The sequence below is a fragment of the Haloferax marinum genome (assembly GCF_009674625.1).
GTDB classification, from domain to species: Archaea; Halobacteriota; Halobacteria; order Halobacteriales; family Haloferacaceae; genus Haloferax; species Haloferax marinum.
Genome location: NZ_WKJQ01000003.1, coordinates 48987 through 75268, shown reverse-complemented (window position 1 = coordinate 75268; position 26282 = coordinate 48987). Strand labels below are relative to the sequence as shown.

At 57.4% G+C, this 26282-nt stretch carries 16 protein-coding genes; 9 read left to right on the top strand and 7 right to left on the bottom strand.

The genetic code is table 11. From position 1 onward, the window contains the following. Positions 1–19 precede the first annotated feature (19 nt). The 5 genes from GJR99_RS16810 to GJR99_RS16790 all read left to right on the top strand — a co-directional run bounded on the left by GJR99_RS16810 (position 20) and on the right by GJR99_RS16790 (position 7683). Positions 20–1177, top strand: a complete 1158-nt coding sequence (locus GJR99_RS16810) for an ABC transporter ATP-binding protein (protein ID WP_151114222.1) — start codon at positions 20–22, stop codon at positions 1175–1177. 167 nt (positions 1178–1344) lie between these two features. Beyond that, on the top strand, positions 1345–3186 hold the full coding sequence (locus GJR99_RS16805) for an aldehyde ferredoxin oxidoreductase family protein (protein WP_151114221.1): 1842 nt from the start codon (positions 1345–1347) through the stop codon (positions 3184–3186). A gap of 76 nt (positions 3187–3262) precedes the next feature. Beyond that, positions 3263–4687, top strand: a complete 1425-nt coding sequence (locus tag GJR99_RS16800) for an aldehyde dehydrogenase family protein (protein ID WP_151114220.1) — start codon at positions 3263–3265, stop codon at positions 4685–4687. Between the two features lie 146 nt (positions 4688–4833). After that, a complete protein-coding gene (locus GJR99_RS16795; protein ID WP_151114219.1) occupies positions 4834–6285 on the top strand; it encodes a CoA-acylating methylmalonate-semialdehyde dehydrogenase in 1452 nt (483 codons plus the stop codon). A 228-nt stretch (positions 6286–6513) separates the two neighbouring features. Further along, positions 6514–7683, top strand: a complete 1170-nt coding sequence (locus GJR99_RS16790) for an NAD(P)/FAD-dependent oxidoreductase (protein WP_151114218.1) — start codon at positions 6514–6516, stop codon at positions 7681–7683. An 80-nt stretch (positions 7684–7763) separates the two neighbouring features. Here GJR99_RS16790 and GJR99_RS16785 read toward each other — a convergent pair whose 3' ends face one another. After that, positions 7764–8315, bottom strand: coding sequence for a hypothetical protein (locus GJR99_RS16785; protein WP_151114217.1), 552 nt, complete (start codon positions 8313–8315; stop codon positions 7764–7766). Between the two features lie 689 nt (positions 8316–9004). Then, a complete protein-coding gene (locus GJR99_RS16780) occupies positions 9005–9919 on the bottom strand; it encodes a bile acid:sodium symporter family protein (protein WP_151114216.1) in 915 nt (304 codons plus the stop codon). A gap of 834 nt (positions 9920–10753) precedes the next feature. Here GJR99_RS16780 and GJR99_RS16775 point away from each other — a divergent pair. Continuing rightward, positions 10754–12463, top strand: coding sequence for a cation:proton antiporter (locus tag GJR99_RS16775; protein WP_151114215.1), 1710 nt, complete (start codon positions 10754–10756; stop codon positions 12461–12463). Positions 12464–12648: 185 nt separating this feature from the next. On the opposite strand, the gene GJR99_RS16770 is transcribed toward GJR99_RS16775, so the two are convergent. Continuing rightward, on the bottom strand, positions 12649–13548 hold the full coding sequence (locus tag GJR99_RS16770) for a bile acid:sodium symporter family protein (RefSeq protein WP_151114214.1): 900 nt from the start codon (positions 13546–13548) through the stop codon (positions 12649–12651). 630 nt (positions 13549–14178) lie between these two features. Here GJR99_RS16770 and GJR99_RS16765 point away from each other — a divergent pair. After that, complete coding sequence (locus GJR99_RS16765) at positions 14179–16260, top strand: PGF-pre-PGF domain-containing protein (RefSeq protein WP_225317679.1); 2082 nt, start codon at positions 14179–14181, stop codon at positions 16258–16260. Positions 16261–16381: 121 nt separating this feature from the next. Here the strand turns inward: GJR99_RS16765 and GJR99_RS16760 are convergent, their stop codons facing one another. Next, complete coding sequence (locus GJR99_RS16760; protein ID WP_151114213.1) at positions 16382–19786, bottom strand: HsdM family class I SAM-dependent methyltransferase; 3405 nt, start codon at positions 19784–19786, stop codon at positions 16382–16384. A gap of 251 nt (positions 19787–20037) precedes the next feature. After that, positions 20038–20475 carry a DUF1810 domain-containing protein gene (locus GJR99_RS16755; RefSeq protein ID WP_151114212.1) on the bottom strand — a complete coding sequence of 146 codons (438 nt, stop codon included), beginning with the start codon at positions 20473–20475 and terminating at the stop codon, positions 20038–20040. Between the two features lie 351 nt (positions 20476–20826). Between GJR99_RS16755 and GJR99_RS16750 the strand changes: the two genes are divergently transcribed. Beyond that, on the top strand, positions 20827–22068 hold the full coding sequence (locus GJR99_RS16750) for a digeranylgeranylglycerophospholipid reductase (protein ID WP_151114211.1): 1242 nt from the start codon (positions 20827–20829) through the stop codon (positions 22066–22068). Between the two features lie 147 nt (positions 22069–22215). On the opposite strand, the gene mobA is transcribed toward GJR99_RS16750, so the two are convergent. Both mobA and GJR99_RS16740 read right to left on the bottom strand, forming a co-directional pair. Then, the gene (gene mobA, locus GJR99_RS16745) at positions 22216–22848 is read right to left on the bottom strand and encodes a molybdenum cofactor guanylyltransferase (RefSeq protein WP_151114210.1); all 633 of its coding nucleotides are present in this window, start codon (positions 22846–22848) and stop codon (positions 22216–22218) included. After that, positions 22848–23279 (bottom strand): molybdopterin-dependent oxidoreductase, encoded by a 432-nt coding sequence (locus GJR99_RS16740; protein ID WP_191967171.1) that lies wholly within the window; start codon positions 23277–23279, stop codon positions 22848–22850. Before GJR99_RS16740 ends, mobA begins: the two co-directional genes overlap by 1 nt. Before the next feature lie 1338 nt (positions 23280–24617). On the opposite strand from GJR99_RS16740, the gene GJR99_RS16735 reads away from it, so the two are divergent. Beyond that, complete coding sequence (locus tag GJR99_RS16735; RefSeq protein WP_151114208.1) at positions 24618–26144, top strand: helix-turn-helix transcriptional regulator; 1527 nt, start codon at positions 24618–24620, stop codon at positions 26142–26144. Positions 26145–26282: the final 138 nt, after the last annotated feature.

The following is a 26282-nucleotide window of genomic DNA, read 5'->3' as shown; positions in this document are numbered from 1 at the left end:
TCGGAGGTGACAGCTGAGGATGACCGAATACGACGTCCGCCTCGACGGTGTCTCGAAGTTTTTCGGTGACGTCACCGCCGTAGAGGACGTGAGTTTCGAGGTCGAACAGGGGAAGTTCCTCACCCTTCTCGGCCCGTCTGGATGCGGGAAGACGACGACGCTCCGCATGATTGCGGGGTTCGAAACGCCCAGTGAGGGTGACGTCTACCTCCGAGACCAACGAATCAACGACCTCCAACCCTTCGAACGAGACACCAGTATGGTGTTTCAGTCGTACGCGCTGTTCCCCCACATGACCGTCGGAGAGAACATCGCCTTCGGGTTACAGATGCAGGGGATTCCAGGGGAACGGACCGCCGCAGACGGTGGCTCGGTGGCGACGCAATCGTCGGGGCTCAGCGGCGCGTTCAAGCGACTCGTCAGTCGCCACGGAAGCGAGGAAATCGATACTCGCGTCCAGCGCGTTCTCGAACTGGTCGAACTACCGGAGATGGCAGACCGGCAAATCTCTGAGCTCTCTGGCGGTCAACAACAACGTATCGCGCTCGCTCGCGCACTCGTGACAGAACCCACTGTACTTCTCCTCGACGAACCCCTCGGCGCCCTCGACTTGAAACTCCGAAAGAACATGCAAGTCGAGTTGAAAAATCTGCAGGAAGAACTCGGCATCACGTTCGTCTACGTGACGCACGACCAGGAAGAAGCACTGACGATGAGCGACGAAATCGCAGTGATGAACGAGGGTCGTCTCGAGCAACTCGGGACCGCGACGGAGATATACGAAGAACCTGCGTCGGAGTTCGTCGCTGACTTCATCGGTGAGACGAACCTCGTACACGGCACGTACGCCGAAGACGACGACGGAGCGAGCATCACCGACGGAAGCCTCACGTTCCGGGTCAAACCGCACGACGAAGCGTCCGGTGATATCGCGTTCGCTATCCGACCGGAGAAGATTCGACTAGGTGACGACGCCCGAGGGCTGGACAACGAGTTCAGCGCCGAGGTCATCGACGAAATCTACAAAGGAAACCTCGGAAAGTTCGTCGTCAAACTGGAGAACGGACGACAACTCACAGTCGACCTCCAGTTGACCGACCAAGGCGACTATCTCTCCATCGGTCGCGACATCAGAATCGGGTGGGACGCGTCGAACGCGGTTACACTCGTCCGGTAGCCCCGCTCTCGGAGCGCAGTCTCCCATCCACTAAACCGGACATCACACGGCAGACGCAGTCAAAAGGCACCACAATCGCCCACTGTCGAACGTTTCTCGCCTTGTAAGACCTATTGTCGTAGAATCTTCGGAAAATTATAAGGTGAGTCTGTTCGAACCGTGTGTGTATGTCACAACGTGTCGTGCAGACCGACGAGGTGCAAGAGCTCACCCATCTTCTGCGCGTGAACCTCACCGAACGAACAGTGCAGACCGAGACGGTCCCACAGGAGTATCGGGACCGATTCATCGCCGGAAAAGGTCTCGGGACAGCGCTTCTCCTCGACGAACTGGAACCGGGTACCGACCCGCTCTCGCCCGAAAACCTCCTCATCTTCTCGTTCGGGCCACTCACCGGATTTGCACCGGGTACCTCCCGGTACGGTGCCATCACGAAGTCACCACTCACGGGAACGTTCGTCGACTCGTACTCTGGCGGGCACTTCCCGACTCGGTTCCGGTGGGCACTGCCTTCCTACCTCGGAATGATCGTCGAAGGGAAGGCCGATTCGCCGGTCTATCTCGACGTGTCTCGCGAAGACGTGACGATCGAAGACGCGAGCCACCTCTGGGGAATGAAGACGGACGAGACGGCAAAGCAGTTCGATGGCAAAGAGACCAAAACGGCCGCCATCGGTCCTGCAGGTGAGAACCTCGTCCGGTATGCGACGATTTCGAGTGACGAAGGCACCCACCACGCAGGCCGGGGCGGAGTCGGCGCTGTCATGGGGTCGAAGAATCTCAAAGCCGTCGTCGCGTCCGCCGACGGGCCGCCGAAGTCCGATATCCAAGAGCTCCGAATCAAGCACACACAACGTCTCGGCACGGACAAGGAAGTCGCGTGGGCCCGCGACGGAGGGACGCAACTCATCCCAGACTGGACGCAAGAAATCGGCGCGTTGCCGACCCACAACTGGACGAAGGGAACAGTCGCGGATGTCGAAGATATCAACATCGACGCATTCAGCGTGGGCCACCAGACGACGGACTCCTGCTACGGCTGTCCAGTCGCGTGTGGTCACGTCGTCGACTTCTCAGACGCTGACGTCGAAGACGCTGCGTTCCCAGACGCGCAGGTCGATTGGGGGCCAGAGTACGAGACCATCGGGATGATGGGGTCGAACACCGACATTACAGACGTTACAGGAATCACGGAACTCGCACACCGTGCCGACACCCTCGGGATGGACACCATCAGCCTCGGGAACGTCATCTCGTTCGCGATGGAGTGTGTCGATGCGGGGCTCGTCGACTACGACCTCTCGTGGGGTGACGCTCGAGCGGCCGCCCAACTCATCGAGGATATCGCCCACCGGGACAACGAAGTCGGTGACATGCTTGCAGAAGGGACGAAACTGGCTGCCGAAGAACTCGACGACGACACGGCTCGCGAGGCCGCAGTACAGGTCAAGGGGATGGAGCTGCCAGCCTACGACCCACGCGCTTCGTTCGGGATGGCACTCGCATACGCGACGAGTGACCGAGGTGGCTGTCACCAGCGTGCCTGGCCGATAGGAAGTGACGCGATGGGTGGCAGTCGTGACCCATTCGGCACAGACGGCATGGCAGAAGCAGTCATCGAAGACCAAGACGAAAACGCACTGACGTTCAGCATGGTCTCCTGTGATTTCACGGCCTACAACTACGAACGCGCGGCCGAGTGGCTCAACGAACTCGGATACGACGTGGACGTCGAAGACCTCGAAACCGTCGGCGAACGGACGTGGACGATGACCCGACTCTTCAACGTTCGAGAAGGGTTCGGACGCGACGAAGACGAACTCCCCGTTCGGTTCACTGAACCCCTCGAAGCGGGCGGACCAGCCGACGGGAATCACATCACCGAAGAGGCGTTCGCGACGATGCTCGACGAATACTACGAGAAGCGCGGCTACACGTCCGATGGAGTGCCCACAGACGAGTTACTCGACCGACTCGACATCCAGGATTTCGCTGAAGCAGCGCACTAGCCGAAATCTTTTCAGTTTTTATCTGAATCCTCAGAAAGATTTTTGGCGCACCTCTCCATCTATGTGTGTGGCTCACATGAAACAACTTTACATAGGCGGCGAGTGGGTCGATTCCACGGGAGACGAGCGAATCGACGTGGACTCGCCGGTGACGGGGGAGGTGATCGACTCCGTTCCGGCAGGCACTGCCGACGACGTACGGCGTGCGGTCGAGGCGGCACGACGCTCCCAACGAGCGCTCGAAGAGATGACCGCCTTCGAGCGGGCAGCAGTGCTCGACGAGGTCACGGAGTATTTCGTCGAACACGAAGACGAAATCGCGGCGGGTATCGTCCGTGAGGAGGGGAAACCACTCCACGAGGCGTACGAAGAAACAGCGTACGTCATCAGCTCCAGCGACGATTATGGACACGACGCCATCCGTCTGTTCGGAGACGTCGTCCCATCTGAACATCGCGGGCGCTTCGCGTACACGCAACGAGAACCGTACGGCGTTTGCGCGGTCATCAGTCCGTGGAACTTCCCGCTCGAAGTACCGGGAGGGAGCATCTACGCGGCTATCGCGACGGCAAATCCAGTCGTCTTCAAGCCCGCAGAGGAGACGCCGCTGACTGCGTATCACATCGCAAATGCGTTCGAGCAGTCCAGTCTGCCAGACGGTGCGTTCAACCTGGTGACCGGGGCGGGCGAGACAGGTCAGTCACTCGTCGAGCACGACGACGTTCGTCTCATCGCCTTCACCGGCAGTACGGAAGTGGGCCAACAGATTGCGAAGACCGCTGCCGGGCGAAACGCTCAGTGTTTGCTGGAGATGGGTGGGAAAGACCCCATCGTCGTCTTAGACGACGCGGATATCGACCACGCGGCAGAGTCGATAGTCGTCGGGAGCAACTGGAACGCAGGACAGGTGTGCTGTGGGACAGAGCGTGTAATCGTCACAGAAGGAGCTCACGACGAGCTCGTCGACGCCATCGTCGAGAAGACAGAAGACCTCGTCCTCGGCGACCCATTCGAATCTGGCGTCGACATGGGTCCGATGGTCTCGAAACGAATTCAGTCCAAGGCCGTCGAACACGTCGACGACGCCGTCACCAAAGGGGCGACACTTCGGACCGGTGGTGAGACTGACGGCCTCTACTTCGACCCAGCGGTCCTCGAGGATGTGACCGAAAGCATGGCCGTTGCCGAAGAAGAGACGTTCGGCCCGATTACCCCAGTCATCCGGGCGGCCGATTACGACGAAGCTATCGAAATCGCGAACCGGTCGCGGTACGGTCTGCAGGCCGCCATCTTTACTGACTCGCTCGAACGCGCACACGACGCCGCGAATCGACTGAAAGCGGGCGGGGTCTTCATCAACGAGAGTAACAACTACTGGGAACGACTCCTCCCGTTCGGTGGATACGGTGAAAGTGGGTCCGGTGGCCGATACGGCAGCAAGTGGCACCTCGAATCGATGACCCAGACAAAAGCGGTCATGATGAACTATGCGGACTACTGACATAGTGTGGAGCGTAGACCACCGATGAAGAGACCCCCACTCGCGGCACGTACGAAGACGGCAGGAGCGACGGTCGATTCCGACCAAGGCGGTGCAGTATTTCAGAACCGACGTATCGACATTCGAAAAGAAGCAGTTACACTCACATGACCCAAGAACTACAGAACTACATCGACGGCCACTGGACGCCAGCGTCCGGTCCGGCCGGTGAACCAGTACAGAACCCGGCGAACGGAGAAACAGTTGCGACGATCGAGTACTCGACTCCTGAAGACGTAAACGCCGCCGTACAGGCCGGGAACTCTGCTTTCGAGGAGTGGCGTAATACACCGGTCGAACAACGGATTCAACCGATGTTCGAACTCAAGAACCTCCTCGAGGAAAATCAGGACGAACTCGCCGAAGCACTCGTCGAAGAACACGGCAAGACGTTCAAAGAGGCGAAAGGCGAACTTCGACGCGGTATCGAGAACGTCGAAGTCGCCTGCGGCATCCCATCGATGATGCAAGGCGGCCACCTGCCGAACGCCGCGCCCGAAATCGACGAGACTGCAGTGCGAAAACCGCTCGGCGTCTTCGCGGCCGTCACGCCGTTCAACTTCCCTGGCATGATTCCACTGTGGTTCCTTCCGTACGCCGTCGCCACGGGGAACGCCTTCATCCTCAAACCGAGCGAAAAGACACCCGTCACCGCCCAACGAATCGTCGAACTCGTAGACGAGGCTGGCTTCCCGGACGGTATCATTCAACTCGTCAACGGCGACGCCGACGCCGTCAACGCGCTCATCGAACACCCCGGCGTCGAGGGCGTCTCGTTCGTCGGCAGCACCCCCGTCGCGAAACTCGTCTACGAATCCGCGGCGAAACACGGCAAGCGTGTCCAGGCACAGGGTGGCGCGAAAAATCACATCGTCGTCGCGGAGTCTGCTGACCTCGACTTCGCCGCCGAACAGACACTCGGGTCTGCATTCGCCAACACAGGCCAGCGATGTCTCGCCAACCCCGTTGCCGTCGTCGAAAGCGCAATCTACGACGAGTTCGCAGAACTGCTCGTCGAGAAAGCACGGGAGATGACGGTCGCAGACGGCCTCAGCGACGACGTCGACATGGGGCCACTCATCTCCGGCCCGCACCGTGACAACGTCCTCGACTATATCGAAACGGGAGTCAGCGAGGGCGCCGAACTCCTGTTAGATGGGCGTGAAGCCGACGTGCCCACCGAAGGAAGTTTCCTCGGACCAACCATCTTCGGCGGCGTCGACCCCGACGCGACCATCGCACGTGAAGAGATATTTGGCCCCGTACTCGCGCTCGTCGAAGCAGAGGACTTCGACCACGCCATCGACCTCGTGAACCGAAGCGACTTCGGGAACGCGTCGAGTCTCTTTACCGACCGTGGGAGCGACGCCAAGCGGTTCCGTCACGAAGTAGAAGCGGGGAACCTCGCCGTCAACGCAGGGACCGCCGCACCGATGGCGTTCTTCCACTTCGGTGGGTGGAAAGACTCCTTCTTCGGCGACTTACACGCACAGGGTGAAGACATGATTCACTTCTACACCGACAAGGCGATTTACATCGAACGCTGGCCAGATGCCTGAGACGGTCGTCTGGTAACCAGTCACTCTCGTTTTTTCGTATCGGTGAGCACCCCCAGTTTGGGATGGCGGCCGTCTCTCGTGATATGTCCGTGTCTGGTCCACTTCAGCATGTCAAAGCCGACTGACTGAACGGTGATAACCGGTCGATTGTTTCCAGGCGAATCAGTAGATAAATAGTGTGTGAAAAGCTATCAAGAGACACCAATTACTGAGTTGGCAGGTGAATCCATGACACATACGACGATTATCGGGGCAGGTGCAATCGGCGTCAGCGCCGCCTACCATCTCGCAGAACGAGGTGTAGACGTAACCCTGCTCGACAAGGGCCACGCCGCGGGAGAGACGACAGGCAAAGCAGGAGGGCTCGTCTTCTCCCAACTGCACGAAGCACCCGACGTCCGAGCGATGGGCTACAGTATCGACTTCTTCCGTGAACTCTCGGAGTTGGACAATCACTTCACCTACCACGAAGTGGGCTTCCTCCGAACTGGGACCGAAGCAGAGCGCCCAGCGTTCGAACAGGAGGTGTCGATGCAACGAGAAGAGGGAGCAGACGTCCGTCTCGTCGAACCCGACGAGATTCGAGATATCTACCCACCGCTGTCAGTCGAGGGCGTCACTGTCGGCACGTACGCCCCCGACGATGGGTATGCCGACCCGCACACGTTTACGACGTCGCTCCTCGACGAAGCGAAAGCGAAGGGTGTGGATTACAGACCGGGGGCGAAAGTCACAGGAATCGACAGCTCGTCGACTACAACTGTCGAAACCGAGTCTGGATCGGTCCAGACAGATGTGGTCGTCATCGCCGCGGGACCGTGGTCACCCCAAGTCGCCACGTTAGCCGACGTCGAGATACCGGTGAAACCCTATCGCGCACAGGCACTCGTCACGACGTCGGTCGACTTCGATATCGGTACAGTGTACGACGCACACGAGGGAGTCTACTTCCGGTCCGAACAGAGCGGTGGACTCCTCGTCGGTGACGGGACTGAAGAAGTAGAATCAGACCCAGATGAATACGCACAGACGGCAGATTTCGAGTTCCTCGTCGAGATGAGTGAGGTCGTCGAACGGAGCCTCCCCGTCGACGACGCCGGTATCCAAAACGCGTGGGCTGGGCTCTGTACCGCGACGCCCGATGGGAGACCACTGGTTGGACACCCACCGTCCCGGCCAGGGAGCGACTCGGGTCCGGACGACGTTGTAATCGCCGCCGGGTTGCAGGGGCACGGGTTCATGCGGTCACCCGCAGTTGGGAAGGCCGTCTCCGACATAATCTGTGCGGGGAAGACTGACTACCCAGAGTGGAGTCCACGCCGGTTCGACGAGCACCCCGGCGACTTCGAAATCGAAGAGATGCTGAAACTCGACGGCAAACATCCGAACCTCATCTGACACGGCAGTTCGGCCCTGGTTTGACCATCGACCTGAGAACCGACGGTTACTTCTGAACCTCTGTGCCGTCTGGTGATTCTTCACCAAGATAACAACGCTCGAACGCCTCCGATGACGACTCGGTCGAGCGCGCGGGTTGCCGCACCGAACGAGACGAAGAACAGAATCATCACGACGAACCCCACGAGGTCGAAGCCACTCGTATCGAGTGTCCCGACGATTCGAATCATGTCGATACCAGTCTCGACGGCGGTTTCGAACGTCAACACCGCGACGACGCCACCGATAGCAACGACTCCGAGATAGAAGAGCGCCCGCGGTACAGACGGGACTCCACGTTGTCGATTACTCTCCGCGATGCTGTCGTCTGAACCCACACCGACTGCAGCGAGTTGCCGACGGCCCACGTCTAGTACCGTCACTACGAAGATGAACCACAGAAGACCAGCGAGTCCAAATCCAATCGTCGACGGAGCCATTGCAGTGACGGTCGAAAATACGTCGACTATCGTCGGTGTCGCCCGCTCTATGAAGATGTAGAACACGACGAATCCGAAGAGAGAGTCGATGGGGCCGTATGCTGGAAACGACACTTCATCTCGGTGTGACCCAGCATCAGCGTAGTATCCCATACCAGACAAACGTCTCGAGACGTCTTGAACTGACATCACGTATATCGATTGGTGAGAGTAAGCACGACAGTCCGTCTCTGATTCTCGATGTGACGACTTGTGATTCGATAATGTTACTTTTGTAGACATATTAAGTGGTAAAAAGGTTACAAACCGCAGCACAACAGCGTTGTCGAGGCCCATTACAATGGTAGGTCAGTAATAGACAGTTACGTCAGTTGACCTATTTCTCCGCACTTCGAACGGTGTCTAACCATAGATAAGCATTAGAACGGTTCTTACGTTCAAAATGGCCGATACAAATTCGGAGGCCGTTCGTCTCTAATTGACCTGCGACACCGATAACCCAGATTCGATTAACGTAATCCAAACACCCTTCGTCTGTTCGGTGGGGTACTCTGTGACCCAACACGTGTGCGGGCAGGGCGAGTTCGGCACCGTTAGAACGACCAGACAAGATCGATATGTCCGTGTCCAACTGTCCGATGAGTTTTTGAGTTGGGTGGTCTGTTCATCGGTCACCTCGACGTCCCCACAACGAACGCTCGGGAAGTTACCTGAACGTCACACTATCGATTACGTCTGTAGAGTTGTAATATGTACGACAGAGGAAACTCTGTATTCACTGTATACTACTCACAACACGGTTCTCACCTACATTATCGCTCGCTACGTAATCGCTCGGTACATCATCCGGACAGTGCAACGGCGTGAGGTCGGCCCCAGAAATACGCAACACCTCCCGAGATAGCGAACATGAGCACGACGTACGCGACGATGGCCGCGTCAGCATTCGAATCCGGGAACGCCCCAGTCACGATAAACAGAGAGATACCGATATTTCGAGCGGCACACGCGAGACCGAGTATCCGCCGACTCTCGACTGTTGGCCCGCCGACGAGCCATCCGATACCAATCGACCCGAGGATGAACAACACGAGGATGAACAGCGTTCCAGTTCCGACGAGTGACAGCAGTATTCGAATGAGTCCACCGGGGTCGAGAACGACGATGACGGCGAGTGCAGCGAGCAGTGAGAGATTCGAAACACGTGCGGTCGGTTTGGTCAGGCGAATCGCGAGGTCTGGGTTTCGGTCCCGTACAACCATGCCGACGATGATTGGGACGACGAGTACCAACACGAGGGGAGCGAGCAAGCGCAATAACGAGACGTCTTGGCTGATGTCGATGGAGACGAGTATCACGGTCGCGAACACCGGAACGAGTAGTGCGGCGACAACCGTCAACGAGGCTGTCAGCTCCAAGGCCTGTTTAGAGTCCTCACCAGCAAGGAGTACGAGGCGAGGGATGAACGGTGCGCCAGGAGCGATTGCAACCAGAATGAGGGCTGTCAAGAGTGGGTCGACGATGTCGAATACGAGCCACAGTGCGACTGCAAACAGTGGGACTCCGATCACGTTCGCCAGAAGCCACCTCCCAAGGAGGTTGTACGACCGAACGGTCTGGGAGACGTCGCCACGTGTTAGTTGCATCCCGACGACAGCCATCGTTCCGGCCATGAATACTGTGACGAAGATTCCTTGGAGCGTTCCGAGTATCTGTGTTAGTGTGTCGACCGTACCGGTGACAACAATGGGAATCACGCTGAGCCCCCTCGGTATCGATGGGTCGAGAACGCCGAGTTTGGTGACTGTCTAGCTGTAGTTTTCATAGGGAACCCCAACAGACATCGTCGGAACACGATGCTGGAGACCTGATGGCGCGCCGTTCAGCCGACAGCAGGAGAGTGCTCGGTCGTGAACCTCAACAGCCATAGTGCACGAAAGCCGAGGAGGAACACTTTCGAGCCAAGATTCGGACCGTCTCAGGTCGTGGTGAACGAACAGTTCGCCACTCACGTCGACGGCAACTCACGAGCGGTCGCCGGTAGACGTGGACGGCTATTCGAACTCCTCGACGCCGATGGAATGGTGGACGTCGGGGGGTCTGTTTTCCTTTTGGTCAGACGTGTTTCTAGTTCACCTACTGGCCACGGGCGTATCGGACTCCTCGTTCGCAGTTGTTCAGGTGCAACACCATCCATCACTGGAGGTGTAACTGGGATTTTGCCAGTCGTGAATAACATATCGACAGTATTGACAATAAATGTCATCCATCTAATGACAGAAAGTTCCGTTTCGAGATATTTCAACAATCCAAATAGAACGTCGTGATGTGTCCGGGAAGAACGCCGTGGTGTGTTCGAGAAAAATGCCGGTGTGGTTTCAGTAAAGCAGAGCGCATGAGAACGTCCAAAGACCGAGCGTCTCGTCCCAACTGCTTCTTCTCAGAGGCCGAGCCACTCCGTATCGATGCTCACCAAAAACTCCCCCACCGTACTCAGCACGCAGAAGAATACGGTTGCGACGGGGACCCATCTCATTTGAGCATGCAAACCGAGAGTGAGTATTTATTGAAATGTGAAGAGTATAACAGGTATGGCGGAGGTCGAAGCGCAACTCATACTCATTCTCTATCTGTTAGTGATTGCCGGAGCGGTTGGCATTTTCACGAGTCGATACAAGCAGTTACAGTATACGACGGGACTTCTCCTCGCAGGACTACTCATCTCTATCATCGGTTCACCAATAGAGGTAGAGCTCACCTCTGACTTGATACTTCTCGCGTTGCTCCCGGCGCTTATCTTCAACGATGCACTCAATATCGACGTCGACGCCTTTCGCAGGAACATCGTTCCAATCCTCGGCCTCGCAGTCATCGGGTTACTAGCTTCTATCGTCATCATCGCAGTCGTCGGACAAGCTGTATTCGGCTTCTCACTTGCTGTCGCGATTCTCTTCGGGGCGATCATCATGCCAACCGATCCTGTCTCGGTTCTCGCCGTCTTCGAGGACCTCGGCGTTCCCGAACGACTCAACATCCTCGTCGAAGGCGAGAGCCTCCTGAACGACGGAGTGTCTATCGTCGTCTACTCGTCGATTCTCGCACTGTTCGTCCAAGCCGAGTCAGGAGGTGTCGAAGTTGCTGACCTCGTGACACCCTCGGCGTTACTCGCAGACATCGGCCTCGGTATCGGTGTCGCACTCGTCGGCGGTGCTCTCGTCGGTGGTGTCGTCGGGTACGGCGCGTACCAACTCATCTCACGTGTCGACGACGAACTTACTGCTGTCGTCCTCTCGTTTATCGTCGCCTACGGTGTCTACGTCTCCCTCGACGTGTTCGGCAGCAGTGGCGTCATCGGAACGCTCGTCGCTGGTATCATCCTCGGGAGTTCCCCAAGTCGGTCGGAGATATCCCCAGAGACGAACTTCACAGTGGAGGCAATCTGGGGGTATGCGGCCTTCATCGCGAACACACTCATCTTCGTCGCACTCGGTATCATCACACCCTTCGACCTCCTCATCGAGTACGCTCCACAAATCGTCGCGGCCATCGTCCTCGTCTTCTTCGCACGTGCAGTCGTCATCTATCCACTGGTCGGTATCCTCAACCGATGGCTTGCCACCCCGATATCTCGGGCCTACCAACACGTCCTATCGTGGAGTGGGATTCACGCTTCAGTCTCTATCGCACTCGTGCTCGGAGTCTCAGAACGGTTTAGCGGCCCACTTGCAGAACAACTGTCAGCACTCGTCTTCGGTGTCGCCGCATTCACACTCCTCGTCAACGGGCCGACGATGGGTCGAGTCATCGCACGAGTCGGTATCAGCAAACAACGGCCGCCCCAGCGACTTTACGAGGCACTTGTCGGCCGATTGCACGGCGTCAACGCGGCACTCGACACTGCAGTACGCCTCCTCGAACGCGACGAGATACCAACGAGTGTCTTCGAAGACATCACCGCGATCTACAAAGACGAACAACGTGAACTCGAAACCGCAATCGAGCGACTTCTCGACAAACATCCGAGCATCCGAGAACACGAGGAGCGACTCGGCCAACACCGTATTCTCATCGCAGAGTACGAAGCTATCAGCGGCGCGATACAGCGAGGGGAGATAAGCAACGACGTGGGAAGTCGTCTGTTGGACGACGTCAAAGTCGAACTCGACCGGGTGATGAGCGACGAGTGGACGCTAGAAGAACCAACAACCCCAGAGTACAGGCCATACTGGCGTCAACAACTCAAAAAAGTCGGTGTGGAAGCTGATAGTGGAGACGACAACGGAGCCTACCGCTTCGGTTAGTCACGAGACCTACCGCTTCGGTTAGTCACGAGACCTACCGCTTCGATTGATCACGAAGCCTACCGCTTCGATTAGTCGCTGACCCTACCACTTAGTTTAGCCGCGAGGCCGCTACGACGGGAGGTCTGGTCAGATAGTCGTTCGGCTAGGTGAGCCGCGAAGTGAAAGTCGAGTGGAGGGAGTTCTCACTCGGGTATCACCTGCTGGTCGCTACTGTCACCGACGAACTCACCGGCGATTTCTGGGGCCTCGCTGCGTCTTCCGAGTTCCCCACCTGCGACCATGAGAGCGACGAGCATTACCAAGGACCCGACGAGGAGGATGGTCAGCACGTCCGGGTCTTGGAAGTTCTGTGCGCCGACGACCAGCGCCGCAGAGATGTTCCGCTGAGCAGTTCCGAGCCCCATCACTGTCTTGTTGTCCGCTGTTGGTCCGCCGAAGACGTACCCAATACCGAGCGAGACGAGCACAAACGCCAGCAGAGCGATGATTACACCGGTTCCGACGACACTGACGAGGTTATCGAAGTTCAGCACCAACATGAGCACGGTCAAGAACACCAACGCCGTAGTCGAGGTCTGAGCCATCACTGGTTGCAAGGAGTTCGCCGCGTTGGTGTATCGAGCCTTCACGACCAGGCCGATAGCCAGCGGAACGAGCATCAGGACGACGAGTGAGCTGGCGATGTCGAGTGGGTTGACCTGTACCCCCGGCAGCAACAACGGAAGTACGAGCGGCACGTAGACCACTGTCACGACCATCAACAGCACCATCAAACCGACACCGAAGGCGACGTTCCCCTTGGCAACTTCGACGAGTTTCGGCAGGAACGGTGCACCGGCAGCAGTTGCGAGGAGAATGATACCGATAGATTGCCCCTCAGTGAGGGGGACGACGAAGACGATAGCGTAGCCGATTATCGGAACCAGTACGAAGTTCGCAGCGAGTGCTTTCGCGACCAAACTCCTGTTCCGCAATGGGTCGAGTATCTGTGTGAGAGACAAACTCAACCCCATCGAAAGCATGCTCGTTACGACGAAGACGAGGACAGACAACGTTGCCAACGACTCGAGGACGACTACCATCTGTGTTCACCTCGGGCAAGAGACGACTGTTGGCCTCTCGTACGAATTTTCGATGGCAATCTGGAAGACGTAGTACGCTTCCTCTGCTGTCGAATCCACTTCAGAGACGATTTGATGAGTACCATGGTCTTACCTCTCCAGACCACACGTCGAGGAGGCTGGATGCTCTTGTATTCGACTGCAACACCCATAATCAGCTACTACCGGTTGGCAGAATGACAGAGATTGCTACCTGTTTCTACTCGGTGGCGGTGATTCCGTCGGTATCCATCTTGAGCGTGGTTCTTGCCGAGAAGCAGAGATACCCAAACACCCCCAGTGCTGTCACCCGGTGGAACAGTTATATCTGCATTAAAAGAATCTCACTGGACGTTAACGGTTCCACGACGCACCATAACCGACACATTTCTACCACTAACGGCAGTTCTGCAGCCCTATAACCAAAATCTCCCAGCCGTAATAGTCAAATCAGAACTCGCCTATGTCTCTCTCGAGCCATCCACATACTGTACATTGTCTCTCGGTAGTGACGATAGGACAGCCGGATTCTGACCGGAACACAGCAGCGTCACCACCAAGGGTCGAGAAGTGAATCGTTTGAGGCGTGTCGTCGTAATCGGGATCGCCCTGATGGTAGTCCTGCCTACCCTGATGAGTGGTGCACAGGCTCAAAGCGGTGGCACACCGGTGTTCGCCGTGGAACAAGGCGGAATGTGCTACACGGTCGAAGCGCTCGGTGACGGGACGGTCCCCGTCGAAACGTTCTACGACTATCGGAGCCACGAGACCACACCAATCGGTGTGTACTCGTCGTACGGAACTGGATATCTCCAAGAAAACCGAGTGAGTAACGTCTTCTTCTACCACGGGTCAGAAGGGGTCAGCCTGGTTCTCCTCCACGACGAACTCGGTGACTCACCGTACGGGAGCACCGTGACCTTCAGGTTCGACAGACTACCGGCAGGAGACGGGTGGGTCGTTCAGGACGACTACTACGGAAACAACGCACAGGACGACGACTGGGAGTTGAGCGGTTCGTCGGCGAAAGTCGATTGGAAGTGGCGGCCAGGGCGAAACGACGGCGGTGCGTACCGTGGGTTCGAGAACCTCGCCGCTGGAGACACTGTCTCGGTTGCCCCAGCGTTCAACGAACAGGCAGACCACTGGGGTGACTGGGAGTGGAGTGGTGGTCAGAACCGAGTCAACGAGTTCAGACTCGTCGACGTCGACGGAACGACCACGAGTCTGTCGATGAGCCAGCAACTACTCATCTCACCAGGAGACTGTTCGCGTTCGACACCGACTCCGACGCCAACCCCGACACCGACTCCGACTCCGACGCCAACCCCGACACCGACTCCGACTCCGACGCCAACCCCAACACCAACCCCGACGCCAGAACCAACTCCGACGCCAACACCAACGACGACACCCGTACGAAGTGGTAGTGGTGGCGGGGGAGGCGGCGGAGGAGGCGGCAGTGGTGGTGGAAGTAGCAGTGAGAACACCGAACCTCCCGAGCCAGAAACTGAGATCGAGACGATCGAGGTGACGGGAACGCACGTCCAGTACAACGTGACCAACGCCAAGGAGGACGAGTCGCTCGAGTTAGCAGTTCCGCAGTCGATGACTGCGGGGTCGGGCGTCGAAATCGACACTCTCAGCATCACGATGTCGAGAGACCTTCCAGCCTTCGCTGTGGATGTGAAAGGGTTCACGGAGAAACCCGAGAACGTCACGGCAGTTTCGCAGGCAGACGATATGCCGCTGTACCTCGAAATCACAATCAGTAGAGGACTCGACCGGTACCTCGACGACGCCACCGTGGACATCTCTGTCGCAAAGGACGACCTCAGTGCTCGACAGACCACCCCACAGAACGTCGCACTCTACCGGTATCACGACGATAACTGGGAGATGCTCCAAACGAGACTCGTCCAAGAGACTGGTGGGCGGTACGTGATGCGAGCCAAGACGTCTGGGACGTCCTACTTCGCACTTGGGATTCGCCAACCCGTCGTGTCCGTCTCAAATGTCACTACAGAGACAGACGTGTTACTGGGCGAGACAGCAACTGTGACGTCCACCGTGACCAATATCGGGTTCGTCGACGGTGTGGGCACAGTCAACCTGAGCGTCGATGGCGAGGTTGTCTCGACGCAGTCTGTTCCACTCCAATCTGGAGAAAATAGCACCGTCACGTTCGAACACCAGTACGAAGAACCTGGGACGTACACCATCGGAGTCGGTGACGAACGTGTAGAGACCGTCGTGAGTGCACCGTGGGCAGAAGTCAGTCTCATAGACTTGAAAGCGGACGCACGGACCATCGCTCCGGGGGAGAGCGTCACGCTCATCGCCACCCTCCGGAACAGTGGGAACATCGATGGGACGACTACGCTCACGTACGGAGTATCTGATGGCGCCGCTGAGACACAGACCATCGAAGTTGCGAGTGGACAGACAAAAGTTGTCACGCTCGAAAAGCAACTCGACTCACCGGGAGAGTACACCATCGTCGTGAACGGCCAGTTCGTCGACGTGACCGTAGAGGAGGGGAGTTCGAAATTAGATACACCTGCTCCCGACACTCAAACCCGAGACGGAACCGGGATTTCGCTGGATTCAGGCTTCACGTTGTTCGACACACTGGTGTTCGTGCTAGTCGGGTTCGTCGTAATCGGCGTCGCGGTGTGGATGAAGAGACGGTGACGAACACCCAGTACAGACCGACCCGAACCAGTCCAGAATCGATAGCGCGTTGGAGCAGAACGACGAATTACTCGTTTCACTCGGTCAAATAGAGTGTGCAAGAACTGTCATGCAGACCATCTTACACGCTTCGAGATTTGTCGAGTCTGCCGTTGACAGTCTGGAGTATCGCTGCGTAGACGTCCCGTTGGTCACTCCCGTCGAGTCCGAGGTACGTCTCGAACAGTTCGCTGTCTAACCTCCGTCGGTCTGGGACGACCGTGTCGAGCGTGACCTCGTCTGCCGTCTCTGCACCGATTTCGTCGTGAAGCGTCCCCATCTCGCGGTCAGACATGTCGCGGAAAGCGTCGCAGATGGTAGCACGACTGTCTTCCGAGAGAACAGCAGGGTCGACGACCGGAACCCGCCGAAGCGTCGTGCCAGTGACGTCTAAGACTCCAAGCCCTAGCCCAGCGCTCGCCAGAACTTCTGTGAAAAGCGAGGTGGGAGTGAAGTTCAACAGTGCAGCGAGTTCTTCGGCTGTCACATCCACGTCGGGACGTGGTTCCAGTCGGTAGAACCGGTGTGTCACTGTGTGGTCGGGGTTGTAGGCGACGAAGTGGCGTGCATTCTGTCGGTTTGGCCAGACGACTTCGGTGTTCGTCTCCCCTCTCTCTCCGAGGACCCACCACTTTGCAACCTTCTTTCGACCAGATGCGGTATGATACTCTCGACCGTCACCTTCACCCCACTCGACGTACGCTTCGACGTTCGTGTCTGTGATGTCAGTCGTCGACGGGATACTGAGCAAGTAGGTATGGTACTCGGCTTTCGAGAGGTCGATTCGACTCACGTATCGAGGTGATTCGACGAACGGAACGACGAACGTCGATTCGACAGAAAAGGTCGTGCCAGTCGCTCGGTTGCGAATCGTCACGACCGAATCCGTCTGTGGGTCTCCATCCACGACGTCGACGAAGAAGAAATCGTCTGCGCCACCAGTGTTCAGATACGAACCGACCGAAGCTATCTCAGACAGCGGAGTGAAGATGTCTGCCCCTGCCTCGAGTAACTCGAAGTACGTCGATGGTGCTCGGAGAAACTGGCCCCAGCTATACCCCGTATACGTACCATCGGGGGTCGAAACGCCCGGCATCGCTCTAGTGTCGGGGTGAGGGTCCGGTGTACTGGCCGTCGTTCCACCGCCGATTCGCCAGAGTGCCTCGTCGGTGACACCGACGACCCGGTGACCGTCGAACCGGCGGATTCGACCACGTTCAGTGGCGAGTGCGAACTCAGTAGTCGGGGTCGTGTCTGGCGTGCCGGTGAGTAAACTCTGCATGACAGTCGGAGAGACCACCCGTTCGTAGGGCGCTCCGAAGGCGACGAATCCAACCTCTCCAGTCAGACGATGCTGTGGGGCCTTGTTGGAGACCGTTATGACCGTGTTCACCTCTGCGCTCGCGAAACTTCGCGTTTGTCGGTTGTCGAGGACGAACTCGAGGTCGGTGTGTTCGAGGAGACCCTCCTGAATTCGCTTCCCGAAGGAGTTGTCCAACCACGTGTTCGACGTGATGAACACCAACGTCCCCCCGTATCGGAGGACGTCGATTGCTTTGAAAAAGAAGTAGAGGTACAAGTCGCTTCGTCCGTCCGGTTCGACGCCGAATCGCTCCCGGACGAACGATGCCAATTCGTCTTTGTACGCCGATTTGAGGGACTGTAGTTCGGTAAGGTCCATCCGGTCGACCCGCTCGTGAGTCAGGTGTTGCTGGACGATATGTTGATGCTCGACGTATGGGGGGTTCGTGAGGACGATGTCGAATCCGCCCGACTGCATGATGTCAGCGAAGTCTAGACGCCACACGAAGCCGTCCCGACGAGAGTCGGATTCGTCTCGTTGGGAGAGTGGGTGCAAGTCGGGCTGGTTCTCGAACTTCTCGACGATGCTGTCACCCGTACGGAGGTTGAACGAGAGATTCTGGAACACAGGTCGGCGCGAAGCAGGCTCGTCTTCGCCCGCGACGAAGGACAGCCACAATCGGAACTTCGCGACACTGACGGCCCACTCTTTGATATCGACCCCGTACAGGTTCTGTTCGATTATCCGTCGGTTACTCGCTGCGTCGAGTGTGTGGCCCAGTTTGCCGTAGAGCTCAGAAAGCACCTGTTTCATTCCCACGAGGAACGCACCGCTTCCACACGCAGGGTCGACGACGCGTACGTCCCGAAGAAACGCTGTGAGTGCTTCTTCGTCGAGGTCGTTCGGGAGCGTCCACTGCTCCGGGTCGCTGAAGATGAATTCGACGAGATGCTGCTTTCTCAGTCCCGGCGTGTCCGTCTGTTGGCGGCACTGTTCGTACAGCGCCATCCGACACATCAAGTCGACTTCGATGCGTGGTGTGTAGAAGATGCCCGCGTCACCACGCTCCTGTTCTGCGACGAGTGACTCGTAAATCTTCCCGAGCATCGACGGGTCCACCGCCACGTCGATATCGTATGGACTTTCCTCAGTGATGGTGAAGGTGTATCGGTCGAGGAACTCACGAATGACCGCACTCACCACGGAATCAGTGAGAGTGAAATCACGTGTGTCGCCGTCAGTTGGGCGGAAAAGCCCATCACTCACCCATGGAAGTTCGGAGAGGACCGACGCAACTTCGGTCGGAACGTCGGCGTCGATTGGGGTACCCTTCGGACGATTCAGCCCCTCGAAAAACAGTGCGTGGAGCCACGTCTCGTGGAACTGCTCACGTACACCAGACGCACGGTACTGGTCGTGAAACCAGCGGACAAAATCGGTCCGTCCACCGAGCCAACCGTCCGTCTGGAGATAATAGAGGAACATCAACCGCGTGAGTGTCAGGTGCGCGTTCCGATGGGCGTCTTCGATATCGAGGCCGTCTTCTCGGAGTTCAGCCAGTACCGTCTCGAACGCACGCTTGTAGTCCTCGTAGAACTCCGTGGTCACGTGCTCTACGCGGAATGCCTCGTGGACACGCTCTGAAAATCGAGAGTCGTCTGCACTGAGTCTCGCCAGTGCGTTCGAAACAGTTCGGTGTCTACTCCCTCCACCGAGCGTGAATCGACGGATGACGGGTCGACCAGCAGTGATATCGTCAGTGTGTCTGTCGTAGGGGGTGACGAGATGCCAGACGCTCTCACCGGGTGCGTGGAATACAGCGAGAAACGTTCCTTCAGTTGCCCACTCTTTCGTCGCTTCACAACGGACGAGGGCCTGTACAGCGCTCCGTTCTGACCGGCGAGTGAGCGAATCCAGTTCGACGTAGATGACCCGAAACGAGTCCGCGGTGGCGACGAAGCGCACTGTGTTCACCCTTCGAGACCGGTCGGAGACAGGAAGGGTCTGCCACGAAGAACTGCTATCTGACGATGTCACCTCGTCGAACCCGAGAGTCTGGACGAAAAGCGTCTGAAAGAACGTCGTCGCGGCGTCTACTGTCGGTTCCGAGTCGGCAACGAAGTCGTCGAACACCAGTTCATCGTCGAGGAGACGACGAATCACCGCTACTTGCTCGTCAGTCATGGAACCGACGGTTCCAGCGGTACTCTACGCCGTCGATGCGACCCGACATACAACACATTTCACCGGGAGTAGCCTTAATATTTGAGCTCAGCTATTACATACCAAACACATCTTATCGAGGCAGACACCCTCTTTCGAATGTTCCCCCAAACAGCTAGCTCGGCACAGTCTGGCAATTCGGTCACTGTGACACGCGACGTCCCACGTGAACCAACTGGGTAGGTACACGAGCATATATACCGGACGCCGTTTCAGGCGGTACCCAGTAGCTCTAGCGTTTTCGGGTCGCGCTCGTCGTCGTAGTACAACTCCAGGGCGGTTCTGAACGGGGTCGGATCGTCCGCGACTGCTTCGAAGAGCGTCATAGAGGAACGAAACTTCAGGTCGTCCGGTGAGCCAAAGATCTCGTTCGCAGAGCGCCCTTCGACGGCGTTTACAATCTCGGTGCAGTCACGCAGTCGGGGACCAAGTACTGGGTGTGTAAGGTAGGCGCTGGCCTCATCTCGGGAAGAGATCGCGTAACGCTGAGCCATCTGACTTCGACCGAGACCCTCCATCTGCGGAAAGACGAACCACATCCAATGAGTTCTCTTGCGGCCCGACCGCAGTTCGTTTTTGACTTGCTGGATTATGGGGTCCTGGGCCTCGACAAACCGGTGTAGATTATGAGGGTCGTCCGAGCGTATCATATTCTCACCGGTTCAGCATTCACGATGGGTCACTCATATAGATATCTGCTAACTAGGGTGTACTGTGGCGTGTTCGAGCACGTTCGTCGTCGTGGGAGAATCTGTTCGAATGTAGTACTGTGCGGACCACAAGCGACCTATTCGAGGTAATATCACTGTGATAATCTTCGGAAAGCTTCTACAGAGGATATCTCGGTCCACTCGGTGTTGTAGTAGCAGTAGGCATCAGACCAATCTATCGAGTAGTTCGAACACCTCTGCGTAAAATTCAATTTCGTACTCGTCTATTAATCTGCACGATTGTGTTCATCCCCACTTCCCGTGGGTAGTCAGACACACAGGAGAACGACGATGCCCAACTCCCAGACGGACCACCACGACGTTGTAATCGCTGGGGCAGGCCCGGCAGGTGCGCAGTGTGCTCGGGACCTCGTCAGACGAGGGTACGACGTCGTCGTCCTCGAAGCAGAAGGCGAAGACGAGTTTCCTCGTCAGAGTAACAAATCGAGCGGTGGGACCTTCCCACCGATGCTGTCTGCGTTCGGAATCCCAGACGACGTGGTGATGAACTTCACAGACAACGTGGTCATCGAGTCACCGAACGATTACTTCGTCCAGTATCAACCGGGTGGCGTCCTAGACTTTGCCAAGTTCAAGCAGTTCTTGGTTCGAGACGGCAGAGAACTCGGTGCAGAGTACCGCTTCGACGCCCGTGTCAACACACCACTCGTCGAGGGAGGAGAACTCGTCGGAGTACAGTACGGTGGAGGGAACACCGTGTACGGAGATATCGTCGTCGACGCGACGGGGCCTGCTGCCGTCCTCGCAAAGCAACTCGGGGTAATCACTCTCGAACGAGAAAACCAGGCAATCGCCATCGAGTACGAGATGGAAGGTATCGAACTCGACCACGAAGGATACGCCGACCTGACCGACGCGATGATGCTCCGTCTGGATCACGATATCGCACCCGGCGGCTATTCGTGGATTTTCCACACCGGTGAGGATACCGCGAAAGTCGGTCTCTGTTACCTCCATAACGACGCACACCGACTGTACGCCAGAGAAGGGATGCGAATCGACGACTATCTCCAGTACTGGTTAGACACAGACCCACGATTCGAGAATGCCGAGCGAATCGCAGGGCGCCAGCATCGAGGGTCTGCCCACTTACAGATGCCAGACCGGCTGAGTTCAGACAACTTCATGGCCATCGGTGACGCCGTCCCGACGGTCGACCCCGTGTGGGGAGAAGGAATCAATGCGTGTATGAAGTCAGGTCGAGCAGCAGCAATTACCGCAGACCACTGTTTCGTCGCCAGCGAGGTTGACACCTCGGCAGCAAATCTATCTGCGTACGACGACCGCTGGCACACCGAGGTGGCGCCAAAGATGGAGACCAGGTTGCTCATCAGTCGGGTCCTCTACCGAGCGCCGAATGACCGCCTCGACACCTTCATCCGTGACATGAGACGAATCGATGCAACCGAGTTAGACAAAGTGGGTGGTGGGAGTGTTCGTGCTCTCGCAAAGCTGCTACACCTCCGAGATGTCCCGTTGTTGGCACGGGTCTTGACGGCGTCCAGAGGCTGATCTCGGCAACAGGTGCTAATCACGGCGACAGGTGCTAATCACGCGACTGGTGTGTCAACCTACGTGTGTGATACGACCCGGACGAAGTGCCAACGATGAAGAGGGACAAAAGCTGACGACGGACCAGTTCTGTGGTGAGTGGCGTTCCTACCGTGGAAAACCGCCCACTGCCAAGGTGTCGACGAGGGTTGCCAACTCTCCCTGCGTATTCACGTTCGTCACGGCCCGGTCGAGTACGGGATACGCTTCGGTACTGAGTGTTCTGACTGATGGGAGTTCGTCCAAGAGCCGTTGCGGTCCTGCAGCACGAGAGAGTTGAGAACGATGCGCTCGAATCGATGCAGTTCGGTACGCCGCGAGCAACGGTTCGGGGCGGCCTGCATCATCGGGAACGACAGCGTCTACGCCGTCGGTCGCGTGTTCGAGAAGTGTTCGTACGGCGGTTTGGGACACCAACGGCATATCGCATCCAGTGACGACAATCCAGGGAGTAGACACGCTCTCGGCGGCGGCGAATAGCCCGGCAATCGGCCCCTCGTAGTCGGGAGCATCTGAGACGGTAGGGACTGGTGGGAGTACTTCGAGGAGGTCTGCTGCCCGGTCCTCTGACCGTGCAGCGAGTATCGGACGCGTTCCAGTCGCGTCACTGAGCGTAGCGACGACGCGCGAGATAAGTGGTTCTCCGTCGAAGTGAGCGAGCGCCTTGTTTTGCTCACCGAACCGGGTGCTCTCACCACCTGCGAGGACGACGCCACGGGCCTCGGCCGGCGATATTCCCATCACGATTCGGTGTCGTCGACTTTCGGATGTCGTTCGAGTGACAGTGGGTCGGTGTCGGGGTCGAGTGACACCGCGTCCACCTCAGCGACGTTTTTTACCGAGCGCATTCCGTCGATTCCGGGGACCACGAGACGTGGTTTGTCCAGTGGTTCACCGTCTTGTTCCAGTGCTAACATCCCGGAGAGCGCGTCGTGGATGGCGACATAGACGTGACAGTCGTCGGTGCTCGTGACTGCGATGTGCGTCGTCTCCGGCGATGCGTCACTCACATCGAGGAGTTCGTCGATTGGGACACCGACCCACGTCGATTCGTGCCGTAGTCCAGACGCGCACGAGACAGCCACGTCCTGGGTCTCCCTCGGAAGAGACGCCAACGCCTCCCTGTCGAGCGACTGCGTCTCCCGCCCACGGACGAGAACTGGCGATTTCATTGTTGGTATAGAAGGCATCTCTCTGTACCTAGTTGAACCTGGAGGACGATACCCACTCCCCGAAAATACTGGTGTACTTTAATTGGCCACAGACTTCGACCGGGACGTTCGACAGTCTTTCAGAACCGTAATTTAGTGAGGGGGAACCCAGATACCCGTTTTGGACGGGGCAGTCGCGACTCAGAGAGGAGTGAATGCGGAGCAGATACAGTATTCTGTAGAATCGGTACGAGAATCGTCAGCGGGGTCGTTTGGAGGGGTACGTCAGCGGGGGTCGTCTGGAGGGGACGTCAGTGGAGGTCGTCTGGAGGGGTACGTCAGTTGGGGATCGTCTGGAGGGGACGTCAGTGGAGGTCGTCTGGAGGGGTACGTCAGTTGGGGATCGTCTGGAGGGGACGTCAGTGGGGTCGTTTGGAGGGGACGTCAGCGGGGTCGTTTGGAGGGGGACGTCAGTTGGGGGTCGTCTGGAGGGGGACGTCAGCGGGGTCGTTTGGAGGGAGGCCAATCGGTGGGGTACGTCAGCAACCGCGGGGGGTGGTTGCGTTAGCGGGTCCGATTGGGGGGGGTACGTCAGCAACCGTGGGGAGTGGTTGCGTCAGTGGGGTTCGATTGGGGGGACCTCGGCTGGGTTCGATTGGAGGGAAACCCAGCAGGACCATGGGTGAGTCCATCGGCTCGGACGTGTCTCCACGCCCGTATCCGCAGTTGGTCCAATTTCACCGCGTCCTGCGGTGTCATCGGTGTTCTCGGTCTCACCGGGGCTGGGTTCGTGACCCGTTCCTGTGCTGTTGGTGGGACCGCCTGTACAGTCGCTGTGCAACCCGCGAGTGAGATAGGTGCCGAGACCACACTCGCACCGAACTGATGCCGAATCAGTGTGTTGCACATTGCATCCTCACCTATCGGAGGAGGGGTGATAATGGGGGAGAGTCGTCCCGACAGTTTTCCACCCAACAACCGTTTCGTTCCACTGTTTCGACTGTTTCAGTCATATTCGAAGGGTGTTTTTGAGGAGTAAGCATCAAACTTCTAGCTGGTAAATGGTGATTCTCAAACGCAAAATTCCGCCTTATAAGACTATTTGGGGGTGTTTTGGGCTTTCTATTTTTGACTTTAATACTATTATTGTCACATTAAGACGCGAAACGTATCGAACTCCAATCACTCTGGTCGGAGTTTTCTCCATCGTGTCGGAACGAACACCGGAGAACCGTTTGCAAGTATTGGATATTCAGAACGTCTGTGTTTAAAGAATTTTAGAAAATGTTGTATAAACCCGCTCAAGAGCATAAACAAAATATTATACACCCAGAGATTCGACAAACATAGAAGGAACACATGCCACTTCGAAGCGCTTCGTGGTCTGGATACGCCATCTTGGTCGTTCTCCTCCTCCTCACCGCAGGCGTTGCCCCGGTCGCGTCTCAGACCGCGAGCAACGTCCAAGTACGCGCGCTCGAGCACTCTGGACCCGGTGTCGTCGCGGTAGAAGACGGTCGAACGTACGTCACCGGGTGGCAACCATCGAGCATCTCTGTCGTGATGGTGGCCGATCCAGGAACGTACGACGTCTGTGTCCACACCGAGCGTGGTGACTCTACGACCTCGATCGACTGTCAGCAGATCGAGGCCACAGGGAGCGAACAGCGCGTGACCATCGATGTCGACGAGTGGCCGATGAACACTACTGGCGAACAGGTTCTGGTGGCAGAAGTCCACAATTCGTTCGATGGCGAAACGCTCGCAGAGGCGAGTCACCCACTCATCGTCTTCCCCGCCGAAGGCGATGCCGACGGCGATTCACTCGGAAACCAGCGTGAACTGGAACGTGGAACGAGCATCCGAGTTGCAGACACTGACACGGATGGACTCAACGATGGAGCCGAAGTGAACCGGTACGAGACAGACCCAACGAGTACAGACACCGACGGAGACGAACTGAGCGACGGGGTCGAAGTGAACGAACACGGGAGCAACCCGAACGAAGTCGACACCGACGGCGATGGCCTCGAAGACGGCGTCGAAGTGACGACGTATGCCAGCGACCCAACGACAGGTGACACCGACGGAGACGGCCTCATCGACAGTGAGGAAGTCCAAAAGTATCAGACGAATCCGACCAGTGCTGACACGGACGAAGACGGACTCGAAGACGGTCCAGAAGTCAACATCCACGAGACCAGTCCGACCGCGACAGACACCGACGGTGATGGGCTGAGTGATAGTGAAGAACTCAACCGGTTCGAAACGAACCCCACCGAAATCGATACCGACGGTGACGGCCTCGAAGATGGCCGAGAGGTAACGGTGACCAACACGAACCCGAACCAAGGAGACACCGACGGTGACGGAGTCGGTGATGGAACCGAAATCGAAGATGGTACTGACCCGAACAGTGCGCCTGGGTCGAACATCAACCCCCTCGGTGTCGGCGTGCAGCCGACGATGGTACTCCTCGTCATCAGCCTCTTCGCAATCGTCGGTGGCGGAATCGCTGTAGCGACCGGAAAGATACACCTCCCGGATAGTATGGCAAGTGTTCGGACACGTGATGGGGCCGATGGAGACGCCAGAGCCACACAATCGGCTCGGATTGGAGCGAGTGGTACACAGCGAGTAAACGAGCAACCACTGAGTGACGAAGCACGCGTCTTCAAACTGCTCGACCAACACGACGGACAACTCCGCCAGTCGGCTATCGTCGAAGGGACAGGATGGTCGAAGTCGAAGGTGAGCCGTGTCCTCTCACGAATGGCCGACGAAGGTGAGGTCCAGAAGATCAATATCGGTCGTGAGAACATCGTCACCCGGCCGGACGCTGTCCCCGAGCATGCTAAGTCTCCGTTCGAAGACCAGCAACCGTAAGTGTCGGGCTCTGTTGAAACCCTCAATCGCTGATAGGGTGCTGAAACCGTGCTGAATATAGCGCGCGAGTCGGTCACAACCAATTGGCGTGACCACGCCGAAAGCCACACCTGCTTAGCTACCAAACCTGACGACTCT

Excerpts from the sequence above, each read along its gene's own strand:
- GJR99_RS16800 (WP_151114220.1), top strand. The coding sequence starts at position 3,263 with ATGAAACAACTTTACATAGGCGGCGAGTGGGTCGATTCCACGGGAGAC.
- GJR99_RS16740 (WP_191967171.1), bottom strand. The coding sequence starts at position 23,279 with ATGAAATCGCCAGTTCTCGTCCGTGGGCGGGAGACGCAGTCGCTCGAC.
- GJR99_RS16770 (WP_151114214.1), bottom strand. The coding sequence starts at position 13,548 with ATGGTAGTCGTCCTCGAGTCGTTGGCAACGTTGTCTGTCCTCGTCTTC.
- GJR99_RS16735 (WP_151114208.1), top strand. The coding sequence starts at position 24,618 with ATGCCACTTCGAAGCGCTTCGTGGTCTGGATACGCCATCTTGGTCGTT.
- GJR99_RS16755 (WP_151114212.1), bottom strand. The coding sequence starts at position 20,475 with ATGATACGCTCGGACGACCCTCATAATCTACACCGGTTTGTCGAGGCC.
- GJR99_RS16790 (WP_151114218.1), top strand. The coding sequence starts at position 6,514 with ATGACACATACGACGATTATCGGGGCAGGTGCAATCGGCGTCAGCGCC.
- GJR99_RS16750 (WP_151114211.1), top strand. The coding sequence starts at position 20,827 with ATGCCCAACTCCCAGACGGACCACCACGACGTTGTAATCGCTGGGGCA.
- GJR99_RS16785 (WP_151114217.1), bottom strand. The coding sequence starts at position 8,315 with ATGGGATACTACGCTGATGCTGGGTCACACCGAGATGAAGTGTCGTTT.
- GJR99_RS16760 (WP_151114213.1), bottom strand. The coding sequence starts at position 19,786 with ATGACTGACGAGCAAGTAGCGGTGATTCGTCGTCTCCTCGACGATGAA.
- GJR99_RS16765 (WP_225317679.1), top strand. The coding sequence starts at position 14,179 with ATGGTAGTCCTGCCTACCCTGATGAGTGGTGCACAGGCTCAAAGCGGT.
- mobA (WP_151114210.1), bottom strand. The coding sequence starts at position 22,848 with ATGGGAATATCGCCGGCCGAGGCCCGTGGCGTCGTCCTCGCAGGTGGT.
- GJR99_RS16795 (WP_151114219.1), top strand. The coding sequence starts at position 4,834 with ATGACCCAAGAACTACAGAACTACATCGACGGCCACTGGACGCCAGCG.
- GJR99_RS16805 (WP_151114221.1), top strand. The coding sequence starts at position 1,345 with ATGTCACAACGTGTCGTGCAGACCGACGAGGTGCAAGAGCTCACCCAT.
- GJR99_RS16775 (WP_151114215.1), top strand. The coding sequence starts at position 10,754 with ATGGCGGAGGTCGAAGCGCAACTCATACTCATTCTCTATCTGTTAGTG.
- GJR99_RS16810 (WP_151114222.1), top strand. The coding sequence starts at position 20 with ATGACCGAATACGACGTCCGCCTCGACGGTGTCTCGAAGTTTTTCGGT.